The following is a 23,388-nucleotide window of genomic DNA, read 5'->3' as shown; positions in this document are numbered from 1 at the left end:
ACCGCGAGGTGTTTACATGGGTACCTTGATGCCTGCCACTCCAACCCAGACCCTCTATGTCTCCGTGCGCCGTGATGAGCTGCGTAAATTGAAGGACGAACGCGACCAACTGCGCCAGCAAGTCGCTCAGTTGCACATGCAGCTGGAGCGGGCGCGCTCCGGCGATGAACCTGTAAGCCTCTGATTCATTCTCCCCCCTGGTGGGAGCGTTAACGCTCCCACACTGCTGGCCCCCACAGAAAAAAGTTTGAATTGGGAACGATTCGCGTTTATCGTGCGCGCTTTCTCCATTCACCTGGCCCGGGGCGTTGCATGGCAGTGCATGAAACGGATGCGATCATTCCGCTTGAGGTCCTGTACGACACCCAGCGCGGCTGGCTGCACAGCTGGCTGAAGCGCTCGCTGGGCTGCTCGCAACAGGCCGCAGACCTGGCCCAGGACACGTTCGTACGCCTGTTGGTGCGCAACCAGCCGATCAGTACCCAGGCGCCCCGCGCTCTGCTGGTACGCATCGCCCGCGGCCTTGTGGTCGACCATTGGCGGCGCGACGCACTGCAGCGCGCCTACCTGCAAACCTTGGCGCAGTTGCCCGAGGCCAGCTACCCCTCCCCGCACGTGCGCCACGAGGCCATGCAGTGCCTTGAGCGCATCGCGCAATTGCTCGATGGCCTCAAACCCACCGTGCGCGACGCCTTCCTGCTGTACCAGCTGGGCGGCCTGACCCATGCGCAAATAGCCGAACGGCTGGGGGTTTCCAGCCGCACGGTAGAGCGCCACGTAGCCAACGCGTTGCTGCACTGCTACCGGCTGTGCTTCGAGTGACCGCCGCGCCAGAGCGGCTGCCTGAAGCCATCGTGCGTACGGCCATCGAGTGGCAGATGCGCTTGCGGGCCAGCCCGGGCAATGTCGAGGTGTTCAGCCAGTTCAATGCCTGGCGGCTGCGTGATACACGGCATGACCTGGCCTGGCAGCGCATGCAGCAGGTCAGCGGGCACTTCCACAACGGGCACCTGCCCGATGCCACTTGCACGGCTGCCGTGCTGCGCCAGGCCGACGTCGACCTGAGCCGCCGCCGCACCCTCAAGCTGCTGGGCCTGGGCCTGACAGCGGGCGGCGCCACGCTGCTGATCGGCACTGCGCCCCCCGCGTGGCGCAGTGACTTCACCACCGGTGTCGGCGAACAGCGGCAGTTGCGCCTGAACGGCGACCTCGAGTTGCAATTGAACACTGACAGCGCCGTTGACCTGCATGGTAGGGAAATCCGCCTGCGCAGTGGCGAAATGCTGGTCGATGGCGCCGACTGGCGCGTGCGCTGCCAGCAGGGCGTTTGCCAAGGCCACCAGGCGCGCGCCGTGCTGCGCGAGCGCGATGGTTACAGCGAGTTGCACGTCGAACGCGGTGAAGTGCTGGTGACTGCCGCTGCGGGCTCGCAGCGGGTGCAGGCTGGCAGCGGCCTTGCGCTCTACCCCACGCGACTGGCGCCTCTGGGCGGCGGCGCCCTGGATCCGTTCGCCTGGAGCCGCGGCCTGCTGATCGTCAACGACATACCCCTGGCCGACTTCCTCGCCGAGGCCGCTCGCTACCGCCGTGGCTGGCTGCGCTGCGACCCGGCAGTGGCCGACCTGCGCCTGTCGGGCGTGTTCCACCTCGACCAGCCGGGGGCACTGCTGGACAACATCGCCCACCTGCTGCCTGTGCGTATCGACCAACGCACACGCTGGTGGGTGCGTATTTCATCCCAGGCATGAAAAAACTGTCGGACTTCACGCGCTCATCCGGTTAGGGATGATCACCCCCTCGAATGGATCGCTTCATGCTGCCTGCCCGACCGCCCCGCTGCTCCCGAACCTTGTCACGTGCCGTGTACCTTGCGTTGGCCCTGCACGCCGGCGGTGCGCTGGCCGCCACAGCGACCGCGCCGAGCATCCCGGCAGGCCCCTTGGGGCAGGCGCTGAGCACCTTCGCTGAACGTGCCGGGATCACCCTGTCCTTCTCGCCGGAGGCCGTGCGCGGCCTGAACAGCCCAGGGCTGGCCGGTGGCGGCCCGCTGGAAGACGGGCTGAACCAACTGCTCAGTGGCAGTGGCCTGCAACTGCACAAGTCCAGCGCCGGCTATGTCGTGCTGCCAGGCCAGGGCGACGCCAGCCTGCAGCTGGAGCCGATCAGCATCGACGCAACCGCCTCGCAAAGCGCCTTCGCGCCCGTCGAAGGCTACTTCGCCAGCAACGCCAGCAGCGCCACCAAGACCGACCGGCCCATCCTGGAAACCGCGCAGAGCATCAGCGTGGTCACCGCCGAGCAGATCGCCGACCGCAAGGTCGACCGCGTCGAAGATGCCGTGGCCTACACTGCCGGTGTACGGGTAGGCGCATCAGGCCTCGACCCACGTTTCGACATGATCAGCATCCGTGGCTTCGAAACCACCATGGGCGCGGACTTTCTCGATGGCCTGCGCCAACCCGGCAGCGGCTGGTTGTCGCTGTACCAGACCGAAGCCTACAACCTGGAGCGCATCGAAGTGCTCAAAGGCCCGTCGTCGGTGATGTACGGGCAGATCAGCCCCGGCGGCATGGTCAACCGGGTCAGCAAACGCCCTGGCCTGCAGGCAAAAAACGAAGTACAGATCCAGTCGGGCAACTACAACCACCAACAAGGGCAATTCGACCTGGGTGGCAAGCTGAACGAGTCCGGCGACCTGCTATACCGCGTTGTGGGTGTGTACCGCGATGCCGAAAACTATATCGAGCAGTTGAACAACGACGTGCGCCTGATCGCACCCTCGCTGACCTGGCAGATCGACCCAGACACCAGCCTGACACTGCTGGCGCAATACCAGGAACGCGAGACAGCCGCCTCACCGATGCTCTACCAGCAGGGCGATCACCTGACCGATTTCTGGCAGGGTGACGAGTACTTCGACAAGCTGCAACAGCGCCAATGGACCTTCGGCTACGAATTCGAGCACACCTTCAACGACACCTTCAGCTTCCAGCAGAACCTGCGTTACGGCCAGGTCGATACCACCAACCAGTACCTGCAACCCTATCAGGAGCGCGAGGGGCACATCCTCGATCGCGATGCCATCGGTGTGTACGAAGACATGTCGAGTGTCTCGGCCGACACGCGCCTGGTCAGCCGCTTTGCAACAGGTACCCTGCACCACACCTTGCTGACCGGCGTGGACTACGGCTGGATCGACACCTCATTGTCGTATGCCAGCGGCCCGGCGCCGTCGATCGACCGCTTCGCGCCCGACTACCACCAACCGGTGGCCAAACCGGGTACGCCGCTGGCGGACGAAGATGGCCTGGAGCAACGCACCGGCCTGTACCTGCAGGACCAGATCGACCTCGACCGCTGGCGGCTTTCGGCCGGCTTGCGCCGCGACTTCGTGCACGTGCGGCGCAGCGACAACCTCAGCGGCATCAACCGCAAGACCAGTGACTCAGCCACCACTGGCTCGGTCGGCGCGCTCTACCTGTTCGACAACGGCCTGGCACCCTACGCCAGCTACGCCACCTCGTTCCAGCCACAGAGTGGCAGCGGTGCCTACAAACCCACCGAAGGCGAACAATACGAAGTGGGCTTGAAGTACCAGCCACCAGGCAGCGCAACGATGCTCACCGCCTCGCTGTACCACCTGACCCAGAAGAACGTGCTGACCCGCGACCTGGCCAACCCGATCAACAGTATCGCCACTGGCGAGCAGGTCTCCAAGGGCTTGGAACTGGAAGCCGTTTCCGACCTCAGCGACCGGCTGAAGATGACCGCCAGCTACAGCTTCAACGACCCCGAAGTGACTGAAAGCAACGATGGCAATGAAGGCAAGCAGCCACTGGACGTTCCCCGCCATCTTGCTTCTGTCTGGCTCGACTACCGCCTGCCGATGGGCGTAGGCGTCTCTGGCGGTGCCCGCTACACCGGCAGCAACTACGGCGATGCACAGAACACCGTGAAGAACGAAGGCTACACACTGGTCGATGCCGGCGTGCACTACGACTTCGGCGGCGGCCTGGACGGCGTTCGCCTGGCGCTCAATGCGCGCAACCTGTTCGACAAACGCTATATCAACTGCCAGCAGGGCTACTGCTACCGGGGTGAAGCGCGCAGCGTGGTCACCAGCCTGAGTTATCGCTGGTAAAGGGGGGGATGAACATGCGCACATTGATGATCTGGCTGGGCACTGCACTGCTTGCCAGCCTGGCCCACGCCGCGCCGGTAACGCTGGACGGCACCGAGCAATGGTCGATGAAAAGTGCCGAGGGCCGCGAATACCGGATCATGATCAGCCTGCCGGAGGGCGATGTGCCCTGGACCGGCGGCTACCCGGTGATCTACCTGCTTGACGGCAACGCCTACTTCCCGGCGTTTCATGCCGCCAAGCGCGCTCAGGACCGGCTGCGCGGCGCGATACTGGTCGCCATCGGCTATCCCAGCGACACCCCATTGGACTTCGAACGCCGCGCCTTCGACTTGTCGCCACCGCAACCTGCCGAGCGCAACAAACCACCCCAAGGTGGCCAGGACCTGTTCCTGGACTTCATCGAAAAACGCCTGATGCCAAAGGTCAATGCCCGTTTCAAGGTCGATCAGGACCAGCGCAGCCTGGTCGGGCATTCGTTCGGTGGCATGTTCGGCGTGTATGCGCTGTTTACCCGACCGCAACTGTTCCAGCACGTGATCGCCATCAGCCCGAGCCTGTGGTGGCGTGACCGCTACCTGATGGCCCATGAGCGGACATTCATGCAGCGTGCCCACGCCGGGCAACTGGACCTGACCCATAGCAGCCTTACGCTGTTGATCGGTGACCGCGAGATGCCCCAGGAGATTCAGGATGCCCGGGCCCTGCAATTGCGCCTGGAGGCACTGTCGCAGTATGGGCTGCGCAGTGATTTCCAGCTCGAGGCTGGGGAAGATCACATGTCGGTGCCGTTCAGGGTGCCGACACGGGTCCTGGATGAGTTGATCAGTACCCGCAGGTTCTAGCTGCAGGTGTCGGCCTTTTCGCAGATCGACCTGCGAGAAGGCCAAAATGGGTAAGCCCCACCGTGCACCCTAACGGTGCATACACCCTTTTTCGCCACAAAATGGCCCCCCGAATTTTGCCTGCGCCCTCTCTTGGAACACCCCTTCTCAAAGCGATGACACACGCCAACGTTTGCGTCTATCTCGCGTCATAACGAAAGTGACCAGTGGGTCACCTTTTTTACTTCCGGTCTCCTACACTCAGCTTTCGGCCCGCGATTTGCTCAGGGAAGAGGCGACATGAAAAAAGTCGAACTTTTGCAAAAGGCGACGGGTCAGGAACTTTAAGTAGGCCAAAGCAATGGGATACCCCTCGCTGCAGCCCGCTCACTCCTTCCAGACCAAACGCTTTCGGCGGGAATGCCGATCGCGCCGTGCCTGCGCGCACGACCTTGGGGCAAGGACCGCACTACGAAGACACGAAACAGAGATAACCAGCACGAAATAAAGCAAACGGGTGCCAGCACTCGGCCACACCATAGGGACGGAGAGAAGTATGATCAGTGCCGCTGTCGAACCTCACGTAGATTCATTCAAACCGGAAAACCGCGAACCGCTCACCCCGGATTTCGCCACGACAGTCAAGGCACCCGGCGCCCAGCGCCAGCACAACCCCAACAAACGCAAGATCCTGTTCGTCACCTCCGAAATTGCCGACCTGATCAAGACCGGCGGCCTGGGTGACGTTTCGGCAGCACTGCCGCGGGCATTGGCGCACCTGCACGATGTCCGTGTGCTGATCCCCGGCTACAGCCAGGTGATGGAAAGCGACAACCCCATTCATATCGTCGGCGAACTCGGCGGCCATGCGGCCCTGCCGCCGTGCAAGATCGGCCGCATGGACATGGCGGACGGCTTGGTCATCTACGTGCTGATCTGCCCTGAGCTGTACCAGCGCGACGGCACACCCTATGGTGCCAACAACGGTCGCGACTGGCCCGACAACCACATCCGCTTCGCCCGCCTTGGCCTTGCCGCGGCCGAGATTGCCGCCGGTGAAGGCAAGATCCACTGGAAGCCCGAAGTGGTGCACGCCCATGACTGGCCCGCAGGCCTGGCCCCGGCCTACATGCACTGGCGCGGCCTGAGCACCCCGACCTTGTTCACCATTCACAACCTGGCCTACCAAGGTGTGTACAGCCGCGCCTGCAGCCCGGAGCTGGCGATCCCTGACCATGCCATGCAGCAGGAAGGCATGGAGTTCTACGGCAAGCTGTCCTTCCTCAAGGCCGGCCTGGCCTACTCCAGCCACATCACCACCGTCAGTGCCACTTACGCCCGCGAAATCACCACGCCGGAATTCGGCTGCGGCCTGGATGGCTTCCTCGCCAGCAAGGCCCAGCAAGGCCTGCTCGGCGGCATCCCCAATGGCATCGACGAAAGCTGGGATTCGGCCACCGACCAGCATCTGCAGCACAACTTCAGCATCAACGACTGGGATGGCAAGGCGCGCAATGCCGAAGCAGTCCGCCGCCTGTTCGAACTCGAGCCAAGCGAAGGGCCACTGTTCGCCGTAGTCTCGCGGCTGGTGTTCCAGAAAGGCCTGGACCTGACCTTGGGCGTGGCCGACTACATCGTCGAACAGGGCGGGCAGATCGCGATCATCGGCCGTGGCGAGCCTGAAGAAGAGCAGGCCATGCGCGAGCTGGCCCTGCGCCATCCCGGCCGCATCGGCGTGCGTATCGGCTTCAACGAAACCGATGCGCGGCGGATGTTCGCCGGCAGCGACTTCCTGCTGATGCCATCACGCTACGAGCCCTGCGGCCTGAGCCAGATGTATGCGCAGCGTTTTGGCTCACTGCCCGTAGCGCGCAACACCGGAGGCCTGGCCGACACGATCGAGAATGGCGTCACCGGTTTCCTGTTCGATGAGTCGACCGTGGAGAGTTACCGCGAAGCGCTGAGCCGTGCCTTCTATGTCTACGGCAAGAAAAACCTGCTCAACGCCATGCGCTGCCTGTCGATGACCCAGCCGTTCAACTGGTGCCAGGCGGTCGAACCCTACGCCCGCCTCTACGAGGACCTGGTCAAACAGGCACAGTTGAGCCACTACTGAGCGGGGAATCGAAGATGCACAGGCATGGCGCACACCTACTGGACGCCACGTCGGCGCGCTTCGCCCTATGGGCGCCGGATGCGCGCAGCGTGAGCTTGGAACTGGAGCAGCAGCCGCCGATCGAGCTGCTGCCCGACGCAGATGGCTGGTATACCGGCGTTGCCCCGTGCCAGGCCAGTGACCGTTACCACTATCGCATCGACGGCGAGCTGCGGGTGGCCGACCCGGCTTCGCGCTACCAGCCCGAAGGCGTGCAGGGCCCGAGCCAGGTGGTCGATACCCAGGCTTACGCCTGGCAACACCCCTGGCGAGGCCGCCCTTGGCACGAAGCGGTGATTCAGGAACTGCACGTCGGCGTGCTCGAGGGCTACCCTGGGGTCGCCCGGCATCTGCCGCGCCTGGCAGAGCTTGGCATCAGCGCCATCGAGCTGATGCCGCTGGGGCAGTTCCCTGGCGAGCGTAACTGGGGCTACGACGGCGTGCTGCCATTCGCGCCGCAACACAGCTATGGCAGCCCTGAGCAATTGTGCGCGCTGGTCGATAACGCCCACGGCCAGGGCCTGATGGTAGTGGTGGACGTGGTCTACAACCACTTTGGGCCGCACGGCAACTACCTGCACCAGTACGCCAGCCCGTTCTTCCGTGAGGACCGGCAGACGCCCTGGGGCGCAGCCATCGACTTCCGCCGGCCAGAGGTGCGTGAGTTCTTCATCCAGAACGCTCTGATGTGGCTGTGCGACTACCGCTGCGACGGCCTGCGCCTGGATGCAGTGCATGCCATCGACCAGCCCGACTTCCTGGTCGAGCTGGCGCAACGGGTACGCGCTGCGGTGGAGCCTGGCCGCCAGGTGTGGCTGATGCTGGAGAATGAGCACAATCAGGCGTTCCTGCTGGAACAGGGCTTCGACGCCCAGTGGAACGACGATGGCCACAATGCGCTGCACGTGCTACTCACGGGTGAAACCGAAGGGTACTACGCCGACTACCAGGACCTGCCGATCAACAAGCTGGCCCGCTGCCTGTCCGAAGGGTTCGTGTTCCAGGGCCAGGCCAACCGCCATGGTCACCCGCGCGGCGAACCAAGTGGCCACCTTGAGCCCAGCTCGTTCGTACTGTTTCTGCAAAACCACGACCAGATCGGCAACCGCGCCCTGGGCGAACGCCTGACACGCCTGTGCCCGGTCCCTGCCCTGCGCGCCGCTACCGGCCTGTTGCTGCTGTCGCCGATGATCCCGCTGTTGTTCATGGGTGACGAGGATGGCAGTTGCCGGCCGTTTCTGTTCTTCACCGACTTCCATGACGAGCTGGCCGATGCCGTGCGCGAGGGTCGGCGTGGCGAATTCGCCCACTTCACCGCCTTTGCCGATCCCGAGCAGCGCGAGCGCATCCCCGACCCCAATGCCGAGCAGACATTCCAGGCCTCACGGCCACAGCGTCAGGAAGTCATCGCCGGCTGGCACGGCCTTTATCAGCAACTGCTCGAGCTGCGCCGGCGCCATGTCATACCGTACCTGCCTGGCAGCCGTGCGCTGGGCACCGACGTGCTGGGCGACAAGGCACTGACCGCACGCTGGCGCCTGGGCAATGGCAACACCCTGCGCATCGACCTGAACCTGGCCGCCACGCCACAGCCGGTCGAACTGCCCGCAGCCGAACACCGCCTGTTCGACAGTAGCGATACCACGCACCCCGACACCGCACTGTCTGCGTACAGCTGCGTGGTCAGCCTGCTTGCACCTGGCCAGGAGCGCCCATGAGTGAAACTGCATTACACCGCCTGGCCGCCCGCGTAGGGCTGGCCCGCGACTGGATCGACGCCAACAACAGGCCACAACAGGTCAGCGACGACGTGCTGCGCAAGGTCCTTGAAGCGCTTGGCCACCCGGCCAGTGACGACCGCGCCCTCCAGGACAGCCTGCGCGCCGTGGACGCCGCCGAAGACAGCGAACACTTACCGCCGCTATTGACTGCCGACCTGGGCCGGCCACTGGCACTGGCGCGCTACTTCAGCGCAGGCAGCGCCGCCCGCTGCACCCTGGAAGACCACAGCCAGCTCGACCTGACCCTCGACAACCAGGCACAACTGCCTGGCGCATTGCCCTTGGGCTATCACCGCGTCGATATCGATGGCCGTACTTTCACAGTGGCCGTGGCGCCGCTGCGTTGCCACAGCCTGGAGGACGCTGTCGAACAGCCGCCACCGCGCTGCTGGGGCATTGCGGTGCAGCTTTACAGCCTGCGCCGCCCAGGTGATGGCGGCTACGGCGACTGCCTGGCCCTGGAGCAACTGGCGCGCAGCGCCGCAGAGCGTGGTGCCGACGCCCTCGCCATCAGCCCGATCCACGCCCTGTCGGCGTTCGACCAGCAACACTACAGCCCCTACTCACCCTCCAGCCGCCTGCTGCTCAACCCCTTGTATGCCAGCCCCGCTGCCGTGCTCGGTGAACGTGCCGTGCGCATGGCCGTCGTGGCCTGTGGCCTGGAGCAAACCCTGGAAGACCTCGAGCAACGCCCGCTGGTCGACTGGCCACGCGCCGCCGACGCCCGCCTGCGCCTGCTCGACGCCCTGTACCAGAATTTCATCCAGGCTGATCACCCCCTGCGCAAAGACTTCGAGAGCTTCCGCGAGGCCGGTGGCCAGGCGCTGGAGCACCACTGCCGCTTTGAAGTGCTGCAGGCACAAGCCGTGGACGACGGCCTGGGCGCCGACTGGCGCAACTGGCCGAGCGCCTGGCACGACCCCTATCACCCAGAAGTGGAGGCCTTCGCCAGCGCGTATCCCGCCAAGGTCGAGTTCCATGCGTTCTGCCAGTGGCTGACCGAGCGCAGCCTGCAGCGCGCGCAGGAAGCCGCCCGTGGCAACGGCATGGCGGTCGGCCTGATCGCCGACCTGGCGGTGGGCGCCGACGGTGCCGGCAGCCAGGCCTGGAGCCGCCAGGACGAGTTGCTGGCCAACCTGAAGGTTGGCGCCCCGCCGGACATCCTCAACCGCAGCGGACAGGACTGGGGCATCTGCGCGTTCTCGCCCGAAGGCCTCAAACGCAATGGCTACCGCGCCTTCATCGAAATGCTGCGGGCCAACCTGGCCCATGCCGGCGGCCTGCGCATCGACCATGTGATGGGCCTGCGCCGCCTGTGGCTGATCCCCCGTGGCTGCAAGCCCGACGAAGGGGCCTACCTGCAGTATCCGCTGGAGGACCTGCTGCGCCTGCTGGCCCTGGAGTCGGTGCGGCACCAGGCAATCATCCTTGGTGAAGACCTGGGCACCGTGCCTGAAGGCCTGCGCGAACAACTGGCGGACAAGGCCGTGCTGGGCATGCGCGTGCTGCCTTTCGAGCAGGCCCAGCCCGGCCACTTCACGCCGATTCTCGACTGGCCGGACAAAGCCTTGGCCACCACCGGCACCCACGACCTGGCGCCCTTGGCCGGCTGGCTGCAAAGCCGCGACATCGACTGGAGCCAGCGCCTGCAACTGATCGATGACGCCACCGAGCTGCACTGGCGCCAGGCGCGACAGAAAGAGCGTGACGGCCTGCGCCGCACCCTGCAAGCCAATTACGGCCCACTAAAGGACAACGACCACTTGATCGATGCTGCCATCCGTTACGTTGGTCACACCCGCGCACCGCTGGTGCTGATCCCGCTCGAAGACCTGCTCGGCAGTGAAGAGCAACCCAACCTCCCTGGCACGACCGAAGGCCACCCCAACTGGCGCCGGCGGTTCGCGCCCCCGGTGCGCGAACTGCTCGACGATGAAGATGCCGCGCGCCGCCTGGAGCTGTTGGCCCAGGCCCGCGAACAAGCCTGGGAGCGTGACCGATGAAGCCGTTGTCCGCCACCCTGCGTCTGCAGTTGCACAGCGATTTCACCCTCGACCATGCACTGCCGCTGGTGCCCTACTTTGCCCAGCTGGGCATCAGCCACCTGTATGCCTCGCCGATCCTCAAGGCCCGCGCCGGCTCGCGCCACGGTTACGATGTGGTCGACCCGACCCAGGTCAACCCGGAGCTCGGTGGCGAGGCCGCCCTGGAGCGACTGGTGGCCGCCTTGCGCCAGCACGGCATGGGCCTGATCCTGGACACCGTCTCCAACCACATGGCCGTCGGCGGCGCCGACAACCCCTGGTGGCAGAGCTTGCTGGCGTGGGGCCGGCGCAGCCCCTACGCCGAGTTCTTCGATATCCAGTGGCACTCCAGCGACCCCCTGCTGGCCGGCCAGCTATTGCTGCCGTTTTTGGGCTGTGACTATGGCGCGGCGCTGAAAAATGGCGAAATTCCGCTGGAGTTCGACGAGCAACACGGCGTGCTGCAGGTGGCCCATTACGAGCACCGCTTCCCGATCTGCCCGGTTGACTATGGCTGGATTCTTTCCCTGAGCCCCGAGCCTGCCCTGCAGCGCCTGGCCGAGCACTTCACCGCACTGAACGATGCAGCCGACCCGCTGGCAGCGGCTTTGCCGGTGCAAGCCGAACTGGCCCGCCTGGTGCGCGAGGGCGCCGACCTGCAGTCTGCACTGCTCGCCTTCGACAGCCGCACCGAAAGCGGCTTCAAACGCCTGCACCTGCTGCTGGAACGCCAAACCTACCGCCTGGCCAGCTGGCGCACTGCCGCCGACGACATCAACTGGCGGCGTTTCTTCGACATCAACGAGCTGGGCGGTCTGCGCGTAGAGCGCTCGGTGGTATTCGAGGCGACCCATGCCAAGCTGTTCGAGCTGATTGAGCGAGGGTTGGTCGATGGCCTGCGTATCGATCATATCGACGGCCTGGCCGACCCACGCGGCTATTGCCGCAAGCTGCGCCGGCGGGTCGACGGTCTGCTTGCCAGGCGCCCCCTCAATGCGGCGCTTGAGCATTTCCCGATCTACGTCGAGAAGATTCTCGGCACCGATGAACACCTGCATCGCGACTGGCTCACCGACGGTACCACCGGCTACGAGTTCATGAACCAGGTCTCGCTGCTGCAGCACGACCCCGCCGGCGAAGCGCCGTTGACCGAGCTGTGGGCCACTGTCAGCGAGCGCCCGGACTTTCCGGAGGAAGTCCGCCAGGCCCGCTACCTGGTGCTCAATGCCAGCCTGGCCGGCGACTGCGAGTCGGTGGCCCAGGCGCTGCTGCACGTCGCGCGCGACGACTTGATGACCCGCGACCTGACCCTTGGGGCGATCCGCCGCGCGTTGCAGGCGCTGGTTGCCCACTACCCGGTGTACCGCACGTATTTCAATGCCTGCGGCCGCCCGGCCGAAGACGAGAAATTCTTCCAGCAGGCCTTGGCCAATGCCCGCCACGACCTCAGCGAAGCCGATTGGCCGCTGCTCGAGCAGCTTGAACAATGGCTCGGCGGCCAGGCATGGCGCGCACTGCCCCCCGGCCGGCCGCGCAAGCACCTGCGCCATGCCTGCGTGCGCTTTCAACAGCTCACCGCGCCCAGCGCCGCCAAAGCCGTGGAGGACACCACCTTCTATCGCTCGGCCCGCCTGCTGTCGCGCAATGACGTAGGCTTCGAGGCCGAGCGCTTCAGTGCCGGCCCCGAACACTTCCACAACGAGGCCCAGCGCCGCCTGCGCGACTTCCCCGACAACCTGCTGGCCACCGCCACCCATGACCACAAACGCGGCGAAGACACCCGCGCGCGGCTGGCCGTGCTGAGCGAACGCGGCCCCTGGTTCGCCAGCCGCGTGGAGCACTGGCGCGAGCTGGCTGCTCCGCTGCGTGAACAGCTGGACGACGGCGTTGCGCCGAGCCCGGGCGACGAGTTGCTGCTGTTGCAGACGCTGTTGGGCAGTTGGCCCCTGGACCTTGACCTGCACGACGATAACGCCCTGCAGCACTATGCCGGGCGCATCCGCCAATGGCAGCAGAAGGCGCTGCGCGAAGCCAAGCTGCGCAGCAGCTGGAACGCGCCGAACGAAGCCTACGAGGCCGCCTGCGCCGCCTATGTCGATGGCCTGTTACTCGGCCGCGAGAACCAGCAGTTACGCCAGTCCCTGGCCGACGCGGCGCAGTCGATCGCCACCCCCGGCGCCCTCAATGGCCTGGTCCAGGCCTTGCTGCGCAGCACCGTGCCCGGCGTGCCAGACCTTTACCAGGGCAATGAGTACTGGGATTTCAGCCTGGTCGACCCCGACAACCGCCGCCCCGTGGACTACGCTTGCAGGCGTCGCACGCTGGACGACGCTCTGCCCGTGGCAGAGCTGCTGGCGCACTGGCGCGACGGCCGCATCAAGCAGGCGCTGCTGGCGCGGCTGCTGGATTGCCGGCAGGCCCACGCCGAGCTGTTCCGCCGCGGTGCCTACCTGCCGCTGAACGTGCAGGGCCGCCATGCCGACAAGGTCGTGGCCTTTGCCCGGCTGGGTGAGGAACACCGCGCCATCGTCGTCGCCCCGCGCCTGGCCAGCGGCCTGTTGGGCGGCGCTGCTACACCGTGGATCCCGGCACAGAACTGGGACGACACCCGGGTGATTCTGCCGTTTGCCTTGTCGCCTGCCAACTCGATGGGACTTTTCCCAAGCGCGGTGGTCAGCCCTTCAAAGGAGCTGATGTTGAGCGCCGTGCTGTCGGAATTTCCGGTCAATGTGTTGATACAACAATCTTGAGCATCAGGAGCGTCATGATGAGTGTCGATGAAAAACGTATTCGCGAATTTGCCTACCAGATCTGGGAGTCTGAAGGTAAGCCTGTAGGCGAGGAAGAGCGCCACTGGGACATGGCCCGCAAGCTGGCCGAGGCCGAGGCACTGGCGCCCAAGGCTGCGCCGCGCAAGAAGGCCGCCGCCAAGCCCAAGGTCGCGGCGGCGCCAAAAGCACCTGCCGAGCCCAAGGCTGCGGCGCTGCCAGGGGTGAAACCGGCCGCTGCGAAAAAGCCCAAGACGGTGAAGAAGCCGGCTGCCGGCTAAGCCGGTCCCGGCCCTATCGCCGGCAAGCCGGTTCCCACAAAGATCTCAAAGACCCTGGGATTGCGGTGGGAGCCGGCTTGCCGGCGATGGGGCCGCGACTGAAGGACCATCCGCCCCCTTCCCTACGGCCATCCGAGGACCGCCATGAGCCCCCGCATTCCCAAGAAAACCCGCTCCATCGCACCATCCCGCCTGCGCGAGGGCATGCCCTTCCCGCTCGGCGCCACCTGGGATGGGCTGGGGGTCAACTTCGCCCTGTTCTCAGCCAACGCCACCAAAGTCGAGCTGTGCCTGTTCGACTCCACAGGCGAGCAGGAACTCGAGCGCATCGAGCTGCCGGAGTACACCGACGAGATCTACCACGGCTACCTGCCAGACGCCCACCCAGGCCTGGTATACGGCTACCGTGTCTACGGCCCCTACGAGCCAGAGAACGGCCACCGCTTCAACCCCAACAAACTGCTGATCGACCCCTACGCCAAGCAACTGGTCGGCAGCCTGAAATGGTCCGAGGCACTGTTCGGCTACACCATCGGCCATCCCGACGGCGACCTGTCGTTCGACGAGCGCGACAGCGCGCCCTTCGTACCCAAATGCAAAGTCATCGACCCGGCCTTCACCTGGGGCCGCGACCAGCGCGTACAGATCCCCTGGGAGCGCACCATCCTCTATGAAGCGCATGCCCGCGGCATCAGCATGCGCCACCCTGCCGTGCCGGAAAAACTGCGCGGCACGTTCGCCGGCCTTGCCAACGACGAGTTGCTCAAGCACATCAAGGACCTTGGCGTTTCAAGCATCGAACTGTTGCCGATCCACGCTTTCGTCAATGACCAGCACCTGCTGGACAAAGGCCTGAACAACTACTGGGGCTACAACAGCATCGCCTTCTTCGCCCCGCACCCGCGTTACCTGGCCAGCGGCAAGATCGCCGAGTTCAAGGAAATGGTCGCGCACCTGCACGACGCCGGCCTCGAAGTGATCCTCGATGTGGTCTACAACCACACCGCCGAGGGCAACGAGCGTGGCCCGACGCTGTCCATGCGCGGTATCGACAATGCCTCGTACTACCGGCTGATGCCCGATGACAAACGCTATTACATCAACGATTCCGGCACCGGCAACACCCTGGACCTCAGCCACCCGTGCGTGCTGCAACTGGTGACCGACTCGCTGCGCTACTGGGCTGGCGAGATGCACGTGGACGGCTTCCGCTTCGACCTGGCGACCATCCTGGGCCGTTACCACGACGGCTACAGCGAACGCCACGGGTTCCTCGTCGCCTGTCGTCAGGACCCGATGCTCAGCCAGGTCAAGCTGATCGCCGAGCCATGGGACTGCGGCCCAGGCGGCTATCAGGTGGGCAACTTCGCACCGGGCTGGGCGGAATGGAACGACCGCTTCCGCGACACCGTGCGCGCGTTCTGGAAAGGCGACGAAGGCCAGCTGGCCGACTTCGCCTCGCGCATGACCGCCTCGGGCGACATGTTCAACAACCGCGGCCGGCGCCCTTATGCCTCGGTCAACTTCGTCACTGCCCACGACGGTTTCACCCTGCGCGACCTGGTGTCGTACAACGGCAAACACAACGAAGACAACGACGAGAACAACCAGGACGGTACCGACAACAACCTGTCGTGGAACTGCGGCGCGGAAGGGCCCACCGACGACCCTGAAATCAATGCCCTGCGCATGCGCCAGATGCGCAACTTCTTCGCCACCCTGCTGCTGGCCCAAGGCACCCCTATGATCGTCGCTGGCGACGAGTTCAGCCGCACCCAGCACGGCAACAACAATGCCTACTGCCAGGACAGCGAGATCGGCTGGGTCAACTGGGACCTGGACGAAGAAGGCAAAGGCCTGCTGGCCTTCGTCAAGCGCCTGACCCGCCTGCGCCTGGCCTACCCGGTGCTGCGCCGCTCACGCTTTCTGGTCGGCGACTACAACGAGGCGATCGGGGTCAAGGACGTGACCTGGCTGGCGCCCGACGGCAGCGAGATGAGTGTGGAGCAGTGGGAAGACCCGCATGGGCGCTGCCTGGGCATGCTGATCGACGGCCGCGCCCAGGTCAGCGGCATCGCCCGGCCGGGTTCGGAGGCGACGGTGCTGCTGATCGTCAATGCGCACCACGATGTGGTGCCGTTCCTGCTGCCGACGGTACCGGACGGTGACTACTGGAGCTGCCTGGTGGACACCGACCGGCCGGAACTGCGCAAAGGGCAACACTTGCCATTCGACAGCACGTTCCAGGTCCAGGGGCGCTCGTTGCTGCTGATGGTGCTGCAGCGCGAGGAGGACTGAACCGGGGTTGGCTCAACCGGCCCTGGACCGAACGGATCTCAGGGCCGGGCTGCGCCTGGCCACCTTGGACGCACGGCTCGCACCCGGCGTAACAGCGGCGCTAGCAATGTTTCGGCATAGCCAGGGTGCAGGAAATAGCGAACGCAGCTATGCGCGTAGTGTTTTCGCCAGAAATCATGGTGTTAACTCTGCGCCCTGAAGCTCCCCGCCTGTTTAACACTTTCTTGACGCAAGCCCTTACCTCTCCTTAGCTAAAGATTATCTAGTCGTAAAAAAATTGCGCCGGGCCTTTAGCTCGCGCCTTCGTGCGTGCTTGAGAAAGCTGGCGTACTGGTTTGGGTCGCCCTGTGTTTAGCCGTACAGCTCGTGACAACAGGCCAGGTCCTTGGGCTGTACAACAAAAACACAGGAGATCCGCCATGAAAAGCACCTCGAACCCGTTGCGCTTCGACCGTATTTTCTACGCGGTTTCCACGTCGATGCTTCTGGCAACCCCGGTGGAAACCTTCGCCTCCCCATTGCTGGACGACCCCAGCTCCCCCCTGTTCCTGCAGCAGCCGGCAATGGCTCAGCTGTCGCTTGACCCCGTCAGCGCCAGCGGCCTGAGCCTGGGTACACTGACAGCCTTCAGCAACAAGATGGCCGAACGCCATGGCCCGCTGGCGCCCGACCTGATAGCCAGCCAATGGGCGCAGTTTTTCCCGGGCACACCTCGCCCGGGTGCGCAGGCCCCCGAGCAGCTGGAAGCACCCAGCCAGCAACTGACGATTGGCCCGGACCTGTTCGTGCGTGAAACCAGCGGCGGCAATGTGCACCGCGCGGGCATTTTCGTGGGGCATAACAATCTGCAAAGCAGCTTGAAGGGCAGCCGTGTGATGCTCGGCGACAAGCAGCGCAATGCAGTGAACCTCAGCGGCGAGAGCCTGGGGGTGTACTGGAGCATGACCCATGATCAGGGCTGGCACGTGGACGCTGTAGCCATGGGCACGCGCATCGATGTGCTGGGCCGGGGCGAGACGGGCCAGCGGGTGAACGACAGCGGCCATGCGATGACGTTTTCCGTGGAGGGGGGGTACCCGATCCGCCTGGGTGGCAGTTGGGTGATCGAACCCCAGGCACAGTTGATCAACCAGCAGTTCTTCCCTGGCAACCAGGTGCAGGAAGAGACGCTGCAGGCGTTCGACAGCCAGCCAACCTGGAGCGGCCGGGTCGGTGCCAAGTTGTCCGGGCGCTACGAAGTGCGGGGCATGCCCATCGAACCCTATGTGCGGACCAACGTCTGGTATGACTTCAGCGATGCCGACGAGGTCAAGCTGGACCAGGTCGACAAGATATCCGGCTCGCGCTATTCGACCACGGTGGAACTGGGGTTGGGCCTGGTGGCGCGGGTGACACCTTCCATGGCGTTGTTTGTCAGTGCCGATTACAGCAGTGATGTGGATGACAACGATCTGAATGGGTTGATCGGCAGCCTGGGGGTCAGGATGCGCTGGTGATCAGTGTGGCCTCTTCGCGGGACAAGCCCGCCAAGAGGCCAACTCAGGCCCAAGGATCAGGCGGGTTTCATCACCAGTACACCCAGCGGCGGCAGGTTCAGGGCCAGCGAAAGCGGTTGCCCGTGGCTGGCGACCTCGTCACTCTCCACCGCGCCCAGGTTGCCCACATTCGACCCGGCATACAACTCGGCGTCGCTGTTGAGCAGCTCTTGCCAGCGCTCACCGAACGGCACACCAATCCGATACCCCTCGCGCGGTACCGGGGTGAAGTTGGCCACCACCAGCAATGGCTCACCGTTGCTGCTCCAGCGCAGCCAGGCATACACACAGTTTTGCGCGTCATCACCGATCAGCCACTGGAAACCTTGCGGCTGGCAATCTTGCTCATGCAATGCCGGCAGGTCACGGTACAGCCGGTTCAAGTCACCCACCAGGCGTTGCACGCCCTGGTGCTCGGGGTACTGCAGCAGGTACCAGTCCAACTGGTGGTCATGGTTCCATTCCCGCCATTGGCCGAACTCACAGCCCATGAACAACAGCTTCTTGCCCGGGTGAGTCCACATGAAGGTCAGGTAAGCCCGTAGGTTGGCGAACTTCTGCCAACGATCACCGGGCATCTTGTCGATCAGCGAATGCTTGCCGTGCACCACTTCATCGTGGGAAATGGGCAGGATGAAATGTTCGGAATAGGCATAGATCAGGCCGAAGCTCATCTCGTTGTGGTGATAGCTGCGGTGCACCGGGTCGTTCTGGATGTAGTGCAGGGTGTCGTGCATCCAGCCCATGTTCCACTTGTAGGCGAAGCCCAGGCCACCTTGCTGGGTGGGCTGGCTGACACCCGGCCAGGCAGTGGATTCTTCGGCGATGATCAGCGCGCCCGGCGCTTCATGGGCGGCCACACCGTTGAGGTGGCGGATGAAATCGATGGCCTCCAGGTTCTCGCGCCCACCATGGCGGTTGGGCACCCATTCGCCAGCCTTGCGCGAATAGTCGCGGTACAGCATCGAGGCCACCGCATCGACCCGCAAGCCATCGATATGGAAGTGCTTGAGCCAGTGCAGTGCCGAAGCCAGCATGAAACCGCGTACTTCGTTGCGGCCCAGGTTGTAGATCAACGTGTTCCAGTCCTGGTGGAAGCCCTCCAGGGGGTTGTCGTACTCGTAAAGAGCGGTGCCGTCGAAGCGCGCCAGGCCATGCTCGTCCGTAGGGAAATGCGCCGGCACCCAGTCGAGAATCACACCGATACCGCCCTGGTGGCAGGCGTCGATGAACGCGGCAAAGTCTTCTGGCGTGCCGTAGCGCGAGGTCGGCGCGAACATCGACAAGGGCTGGTAGCCCCAGGAGCCACCGAACGGATGCTCCATGATCGGCAGCAACTCGATGTGGGTGAAGTTGAGCTTCTGCACATAGGGCACCAGGCGCTCGGCCAGTTCGCGCCAATTGTAGAAGCGTGACACTTCACCCAGGTCATCCAGCTCGCACTGCCAGGAGCCTGGGTGCAGTTCATAGATCGACAGCGGCGCACTGTAGGCATGGCGCTGGGCGCGGTGTTCCATCCACTCCTGGTCTTGCCATGAATGGCTGAGTTCGCCGGCCACCTTCGATGCGGTGCTGGGCGGCAGCTCAGTGGCGCGGGCAAGCGGGTCGGCCTTCAGCGGCAGCACGCCCTCCTTGCCCAGCACCTCGAATTTGTAGGTTTCGCCTACGCCCAGGCGCGGCACGAACAGTTCCCACACCCCGGCACTGTGCCGTAGGCGCATCGGGTGACGACGGCCGTCCCAATTGTTGAAGTCGCCCACCACCGACACGCGCCGCGCATTGGGCGCCCATACCGAAAAGCACACGCCATGGACGCCGTCGACCTCAATGGGCTGGGCGCCGAAGCGCCCGGACAGGTCGCGGTGGTTGCCCTCGGCAAACAGGTGCAGGTCCATGTCGCCCAATTGCGGGCCGAAGCTATACGGGTCTTCGGTCACTTGCTCGCCACCGGCCCAGACGATCTGCAGCAGGTACGGCTGTGCATCATCCAGGTGCGCGGTGAACAGCCCGGGCAAGCTGCCCTGCTGCATTTCGGCAAGCACACGCCCGTCATCGCGGGCCAGCACCCGGGCGCTCAGGGCAGTTGGCAGGTAGGCGCGGACCCACAGCCCGCCCGCGCCATCGCCATGGGGGCCAAGTACTGCAAAAGGATCGGCGTGCTCGGCGCGGGCAAGGGCATCGAGCTCCCGCTGCCGAAGGCCACCGTTATCACGCGTGGTTGCATTCATCTATGACTCTCCCCAGGTACTGATCAATCCATGCAAGCCATGCAAAGGCACGGCCAGCCAACTTGGCCGGTTTTCGGCTTCATAAGTAATCTCGTAGGCGGCCTTTTCCAGGCAGAACAGTTCCAGTGCGGCGCGTTCGCCCTCGGCCTGTTGCCAGGCGTGAGGCATGGCGGCGGTGGCCAGGCCATAGGCTTCGACGAAGGCGTGGCGCGACTGGTGCAGGTACTGCCGGGCGACCCGCTGACGAGCCTGCCGTGCCGCCTCGGAAGCGTCTACCGCCGAGGCGCTGCGCAGGATCATCGCAGCAGCATAGTCGAAGGATCGCAACACGCCGCTGACATCCTTGTACGGGCTGTGCTTGGCCCGCCGCTCTTGCAGCGCACGCGAAGGCTCGCCTTCGAAATCGATGAGGTAGGCATCCCCTTGCACCACCAGCACCTGACCCAGGTGCAGATCGCCGTGAACCCGCATCAGCAGGCCACCCTGGGCCTGCCTGGCCAGGTTTGCGATGTGCTGGGCAAGGCCTTCACGTTGCTGTTGCAGGTCGTCGACCAACGCCTGGCTGTCGTTGTCCAGGTTGTCGCGGTGCTGCGCCAGCAAGTCCAGGGCATGGCAGAGCTCGCTGCTGATCTGTTGGGCCCAGCGCTCGCTGTCTTCACCATCGCTGCTGCGCGGCCGGAAGGCGGGGTCGTCGGTCGGGGCGGCCAGCAACAGATGCATCTCGCCCAGACGCTGGCCAAGCAAGGCAGCAAAACCGTTGAGCTCGGCCAGTGCGTCGGTATGCGCTTCACCATCGTTGCTGGATGGCTCCATCTCGTCGCGGATGGCCCGCTCCAGCGTGTTCTGGGTCCAGGCCCAGGCGTCGCCCTGGTTACTCAGATAACCCTGGGCGATCATCAGCAGGTGCGGTGCGTCCGCTTCATCCACCCGGCTGACCCAGGCCAGCAGTGGCGAGATATTGGCGAACCCGGCGGCGGTGAGGTAGGCGCTCATTTCCAGCTCCGGGTGAACCCCCGGGTTGACCCGGCGGATCAGCTTGAGCACTACGCGATCGCCCACCACTACCGAACTGTTGGACTGCTCGGCGCTCAGGTAGCGCACAGCGCTGTCTTCATCGAGGCCCAGGCCGGCCAGCGGTTCGGTGCAGTGGAAGCGCAACTCGCCCTGGCCATTGCCACAGGGCAGGCACAGGCCGTCCTGGCAGGCACGCAGCACAGCGCGAATGAAGGGTTCGAGCACAAAGGCATCGGTGATCAGGCCCACCTGACGGCCACGGCGTACCCGCGACAGCGCCAGTTGTTGCGGCAACGCGCTGCTGATCTGGTCTTCAGGCAGCAGCCCGAACGGCAACTGGTAACGGTTGGCCACGCCATCGCCCAGCACTTCGATTTCGCTGAGCAGCACGGGTGTCGTGGCGGTGCCCAAGCGCACGCCGTAACACAGGCGCACCTGGTCGACAGGCCCTTCCTTGCCGGCGAACCAGCGCCGTTTGGGCAGGTATTGCGGCAGAATCGCGCCTTGCAATGTATCGCTCGAAGGCGTTTCGAGCAGCTCTTCCATGCGTTTGCGCAGCACTAGCGTAGTCAATTCCGGCAACCCCTCGGTAGCTTGAACATGCCAGCTGGGCATGCGGTCGTGCGCTGCCAGCAAGAACCAGTAGAAGGCATAAGGCGGCAACGTCAGCAGGAACGGCAGCTGGCCGATCGGCGGGAAGGCGCTGCCGCCGAGCATCTCCACTGGCACCTTGTCGGCGTACTGGGACAATTCAAGTTCTGCGGCCTGCGCCGCACGCGACACATTGGCAACACACAGAATGACTTCGCTGTTGCCCTCGGCATCGGTGTACTCGCGGATGTACGCCAGGATGCGGCGATTGCTCGGGGTGAGCGTACGCAAGGTGCCGCGGCCGAAGGCTTTCTGCTGGTTGCGCACCGCCAGCAGGCGGCGGTTCCAGTTGAGCAGCGAATGCGGGTCGTGGGCCTGCGCCTCGACGTTGACAGTCTGGTAGCCGTACAGCGGGTCCATGATCGGCGGCAGTACCAGGCGCTGCGGGTCGGCCTTGGAGAAACCGCCGTTGCGGTCCGGCGACCACTGCATGGGGGTACGCACACCGTCACGGTCGCCCAGGTAGATGTTGTCGCCCATACCCAGTTCGTCACCGTAGTACAGGGTCGGCGTGCCGGGCATCGACAGCAGCAGGCTGGTGAGCAGCTCGATGCGCCGGCGGTCGCGTTGCAGCAACGGCGCCAGGCGGCGGCGAATACCCAGGTTGATGCGCGCGCGACGGTCTTGGGCGTAGTAGTTCCACAGGTAATCGCGCTCGCGATCTGTGACCATCTCCAGGGTCAGCTCATCGTGGTTGCGCAGGAAGATGGCCCACTGGCAATTGGCCGGAATTTCCGGGGTCTGGCGCAGGATGTCGGTGATAGGGAAGCGGTCTTCCATGGCCAAGGCCATGTACATGCGCGGCATCAACGGGAAGTGAAAGGCCATGTGACACTCGTCGCCATCGCCCTCGCCAAAGTACGGGCGCGTGTCCTCGGGCCACTGATTGGCCTCGGCGAGCAGCATGCGGTCGGGGTAATTGGCATCGATCTCGGCACGAATCGCCTTGAGCACCTTGTGGGTCTCGGGGAGGTTCTCGTTGTTGGTACCATCGCGCTCGATGAGGTAGGGGATGGCGTCCAGGCGCAAGCCGTCGACGCCCAGGTCCAGCCAGAAGCGCATCACCCCGATCACGGCCTTGAGCACTTGCGGGTTGTCGAAATTCAGGTCCGGCTGGTGCGAGTAGAAGCGGTGCCAGAAGTACTGGCCGGCCACCGGGTCCCAGGTCCAGTTGGACTTCTCGGTGTCGAGGAAGATGATCCGCGTACCGTCGTATTGCTGGTCGTCATCCGACCACACGTAGAAGTCGCGGGCCTTGCTGCCGCGTTTGGCATGGCGGGCGCGCTGGAACCAGGGGTGCTGGTCGCTGGTGTGGTTGATGACCAGCTCGGTAATCACCCGCAACCCGCGCTTGTGCGCCTCGGCGATGAAACGCTTGGCATCGGCCATGCTGCCGTAGTCGGGATGTACGGCTTTGTATTCAGCGATGTCATAACCGTCGTCGCGCCGTGGCGAGGGGTAGAACGGCAACAGCCAGAGGGTGTTGACGCCAAGATCGGCGATGTAGTCGAGCTTGCTGATCAGGCCGGCGAAGTCACCGATGCCGTCGTTGTTGGCATCGAAGAACGACTTGATGTGCAGCTGGTAGATCACGGCGTCCTTGTACCACAGCGGGTCGTCGAGGAAGGCTGCCGGGCGGGAACGCTTGGCCATGTGCGACTCCTTACAATTGCGGGTTCAGCGCCGCC

14 protein-coding genes are annotated in these 23,388 nt (G+C 64.5%); 12 read left to right on the top strand and 2 right to left on the bottom strand.

Annotated elements, in window-relative coordinates:
* The first annotated feature begins 16 nt into the window (after positions 1 to 16).
* The 12 genes from JOE27_RS00635 (at position 17) to JOE27_RS00580 (ending at position 17,768) form a co-directional block, all read left to right on the top strand.
* On the top strand, positions 17 to 184 hold the full coding sequence (locus JOE27_RS00635; RefSeq protein WP_168216561.1) for a DUF6026 family protein: 168 nt from the start codon (positions 17 to 19) through the stop codon (positions 182 to 184).
* A 128-nt stretch (positions 185 to 312) separates the two neighbouring features.
* Positions 313 to 822 (top strand): sigma-70 family RNA polymerase sigma factor, encoded by a 510-nt coding sequence (locus JOE27_RS00630; RefSeq protein ID WP_046787278.1) that lies wholly within the window; start codon positions 313 to 315, stop codon positions 820 to 822.
* Positions 819 to 1,748, top strand: coding sequence for a DUF4880 domain-containing protein (locus tag JOE27_RS00625; RefSeq protein ID WP_046787279.1), 930 nt, complete (start codon positions 819 to 821; stop codon positions 1,746 to 1,748). Before JOE27_RS00630 ends, JOE27_RS00625 begins: the two co-directional genes overlap by 4 nt.
* 65 nt (positions 1,749 to 1,813) lie before the next feature.
* A complete protein-coding gene (locus JOE27_RS00620; RefSeq protein ID WP_239539267.1) occupies positions 1,814 to 4,141 on the top strand; it encodes a TonB-dependent siderophore receptor in 2,328 nt (775 codons plus the stop codon).
* A 14-nt stretch (positions 4,142 to 4,155) separates the two neighbouring features.
* Positions 4,156 to 4,986, top strand: a complete 831-nt coding sequence (locus tag JOE27_RS00615; RefSeq protein ID WP_046787361.1) for an alpha/beta hydrolase-fold protein — start codon at positions 4,156 to 4,158, stop codon at positions 4,984 to 4,986.
* Positions 4,987 to 5,521: 535 nt separating this feature from the next.
* The gene (glgA, locus tag JOE27_RS00610; RefSeq protein WP_115275324.1) at positions 5,522 to 7,081 is read left to right on the top strand and encodes a glycogen synthase GlgA; all 1,560 of its coding nucleotides are present in this window, start codon (positions 5,522 to 5,524) and stop codon (positions 7,079 to 7,081) included.
* A 14-nt stretch (positions 7,082 to 7,095) separates the two neighbouring features.
* Positions 7,096 to 8,838 carry a malto-oligosyltrehalose trehalohydrolase gene (treZ, locus tag JOE27_RS00605; protein WP_204917549.1) on the top strand — a complete coding sequence of 581 codons (1,743 nt, stop codon included), beginning with the start codon at positions 7,096 to 7,098 and terminating at the stop codon, positions 8,836 to 8,838.
* Entirely contained in the window at positions 8,835 to 10,904 is a 2,070-nt protein-coding gene (gene malQ, locus JOE27_RS00600; protein WP_119688632.1) for a 4-alpha-glucanotransferase, read from the top strand. The genes treZ and malQ overlap by 4 nt, the downstream gene beginning before the upstream one ends.
* Positions 10,901 to 13,675 (top strand): malto-oligosyltrehalose synthase, encoded by a 2,775-nt coding sequence (locus tag JOE27_RS00595; RefSeq protein WP_204917546.1) that lies wholly within the window; start codon positions 10,901 to 10,903, stop codon positions 13,673 to 13,675. The genes malQ and JOE27_RS00595 overlap by 4 nt, the downstream gene beginning before the upstream one ends.
* Before the next feature lie 14 nt (positions 13,676 to 13,689).
* Positions 13,690 to 13,974 (top strand): DUF2934 domain-containing protein, encoded by a 285-nt coding sequence (locus JOE27_RS00590; protein ID WP_046787285.1) that lies wholly within the window; start codon positions 13,690 to 13,692, stop codon positions 13,972 to 13,974.
* Positions 13,975 to 14,118: 144 nt separating this feature from the next.
* Positions 14,119 to 16,272 carry a glycogen debranching protein GlgX gene (glgX, locus tag JOE27_RS00585; RefSeq protein WP_046787286.1) on the top strand — a complete coding sequence of 718 codons (2,154 nt, stop codon included), beginning with the start codon at positions 14,119 to 14,121 and terminating at the stop codon, positions 16,270 to 16,272.
* Positions 16,273 to 16,691: 419 nt separating this feature from the next.
* A complete protein-coding gene (locus JOE27_RS00580; RefSeq protein WP_046787287.1) occupies positions 16,692 to 17,768 on the top strand; it encodes an autotransporter outer membrane beta-barrel domain-containing protein in 1,077 nt (358 codons plus the stop codon).
* A gap of 56 nt (positions 17,769 to 17,824) precedes the next feature.
* Here the strand turns inward: JOE27_RS00580 and glgB are convergent, their stop codons facing one another.
* A complete protein-coding gene (gene glgB, locus JOE27_RS00575) occupies positions 17,825 to 20,035 on the bottom strand; it encodes a 1,4-alpha-glucan branching protein GlgB (RefSeq protein ID WP_115275329.1) in 2,211 nt (736 codons plus the stop codon).
* On the bottom strand, positions 20,036 to 23,353 hold the full coding sequence (gene treS / locus JOE27_RS00570; protein ID WP_204917544.1) for a maltose alpha-D-glucosyltransferase: 3,318 nt from the start codon (positions 23,351 to 23,353) through the stop codon (positions 20,036 to 20,038).
* Between the last annotated feature and the right edge of the window lie 35 nt (positions 23,354 to 23,388).

Origin of the sequence: Pseudomonas sp. M5 (assembly GCF_016907075.1) — a bacterium.
GTDB classification, from domain to species: domain Bacteria; phylum Pseudomonadota; class Gammaproteobacteria; order Pseudomonadales; family Pseudomonadaceae; genus Aquipseudomonas; species Aquipseudomonas putida_E.
Note: the sequence above shows the minus strand (reverse complement) of the source record. Positions and strands in the feature narration are given on the sequence as shown.

What these genes read in the sequence shown, in the direction of transcription:
- treS (WP_204917544.1), bottom strand. Translation starts at nt 23,353, where the DNA reads ATGGCCAAGCGTTCCCGCCCGGCAGCCTTCCTCGACGACCCGCTGTGG.
- JOE27_RS00620 (WP_239539267.1), top strand. Translation starts at nt 1,814, where the DNA reads ATGCTGCCTGCCCGACCGCCCCGCTGCTCCCGAACCTTGTCACGTGCC.
- glgB (WP_115275329.1), bottom strand. Translation starts at nt 20,035, where the DNA reads ATGAATGCAACCACGCGTGATAACGGTGGCCTTCGGCAGCGGGAGCTC.
- JOE27_RS00630 (WP_046787278.1), top strand. Translation starts at nt 313, where the DNA reads ATGGCAGTGCATGAAACGGATGCGATCATTCCGCTTGAGGTCCTGTAC.
- treZ (WP_204917549.1), top strand. Translation starts at nt 7,096, where the DNA reads ATGCACAGGCATGGCGCACACCTACTGGACGCCACGTCGGCGCGCTTC.
- JOE27_RS00635 (WP_168216561.1), top strand. Translation starts at nt 17, where the DNA reads ATGGGTACCTTGATGCCTGCCACTCCAACCCAGACCCTCTATGTCTCC.
- JOE27_RS00615 (WP_046787361.1), top strand. Translation starts at nt 4,156, where the DNA reads ATGCGCACATTGATGATCTGGCTGGGCACTGCACTGCTTGCCAGCCTG.
- JOE27_RS00590 (WP_046787285.1), top strand. Translation starts at nt 13,690, where the DNA reads ATGATGAGTGTCGATGAAAAACGTATTCGCGAATTTGCCTACCAGATC.
- glgX (WP_046787286.1), top strand. Translation starts at nt 14,119, where the DNA reads ATGAGCCCCCGCATTCCCAAGAAAACCCGCTCCATCGCACCATCCCGC.
- glgA (WP_115275324.1), top strand. Translation starts at nt 5,522, where the DNA reads ATGATCAGTGCCGCTGTCGAACCTCACGTAGATTCATTCAAACCGGAA.
- JOE27_RS00595 (WP_204917546.1), top strand. Translation starts at nt 10,901, where the DNA reads ATGAAGCCGTTGTCCGCCACCCTGCGTCTGCAGTTGCACAGCGATTTC.
- malQ (WP_119688632.1), top strand. Translation starts at nt 8,835, where the DNA reads ATGAGTGAAACTGCATTACACCGCCTGGCCGCCCGCGTAGGGCTGGCC.
- JOE27_RS00580 (WP_046787287.1), top strand. Translation starts at nt 16,692, where the DNA reads ATGAAAAGCACCTCGAACCCGTTGCGCTTCGACCGTATTTTCTACGCG.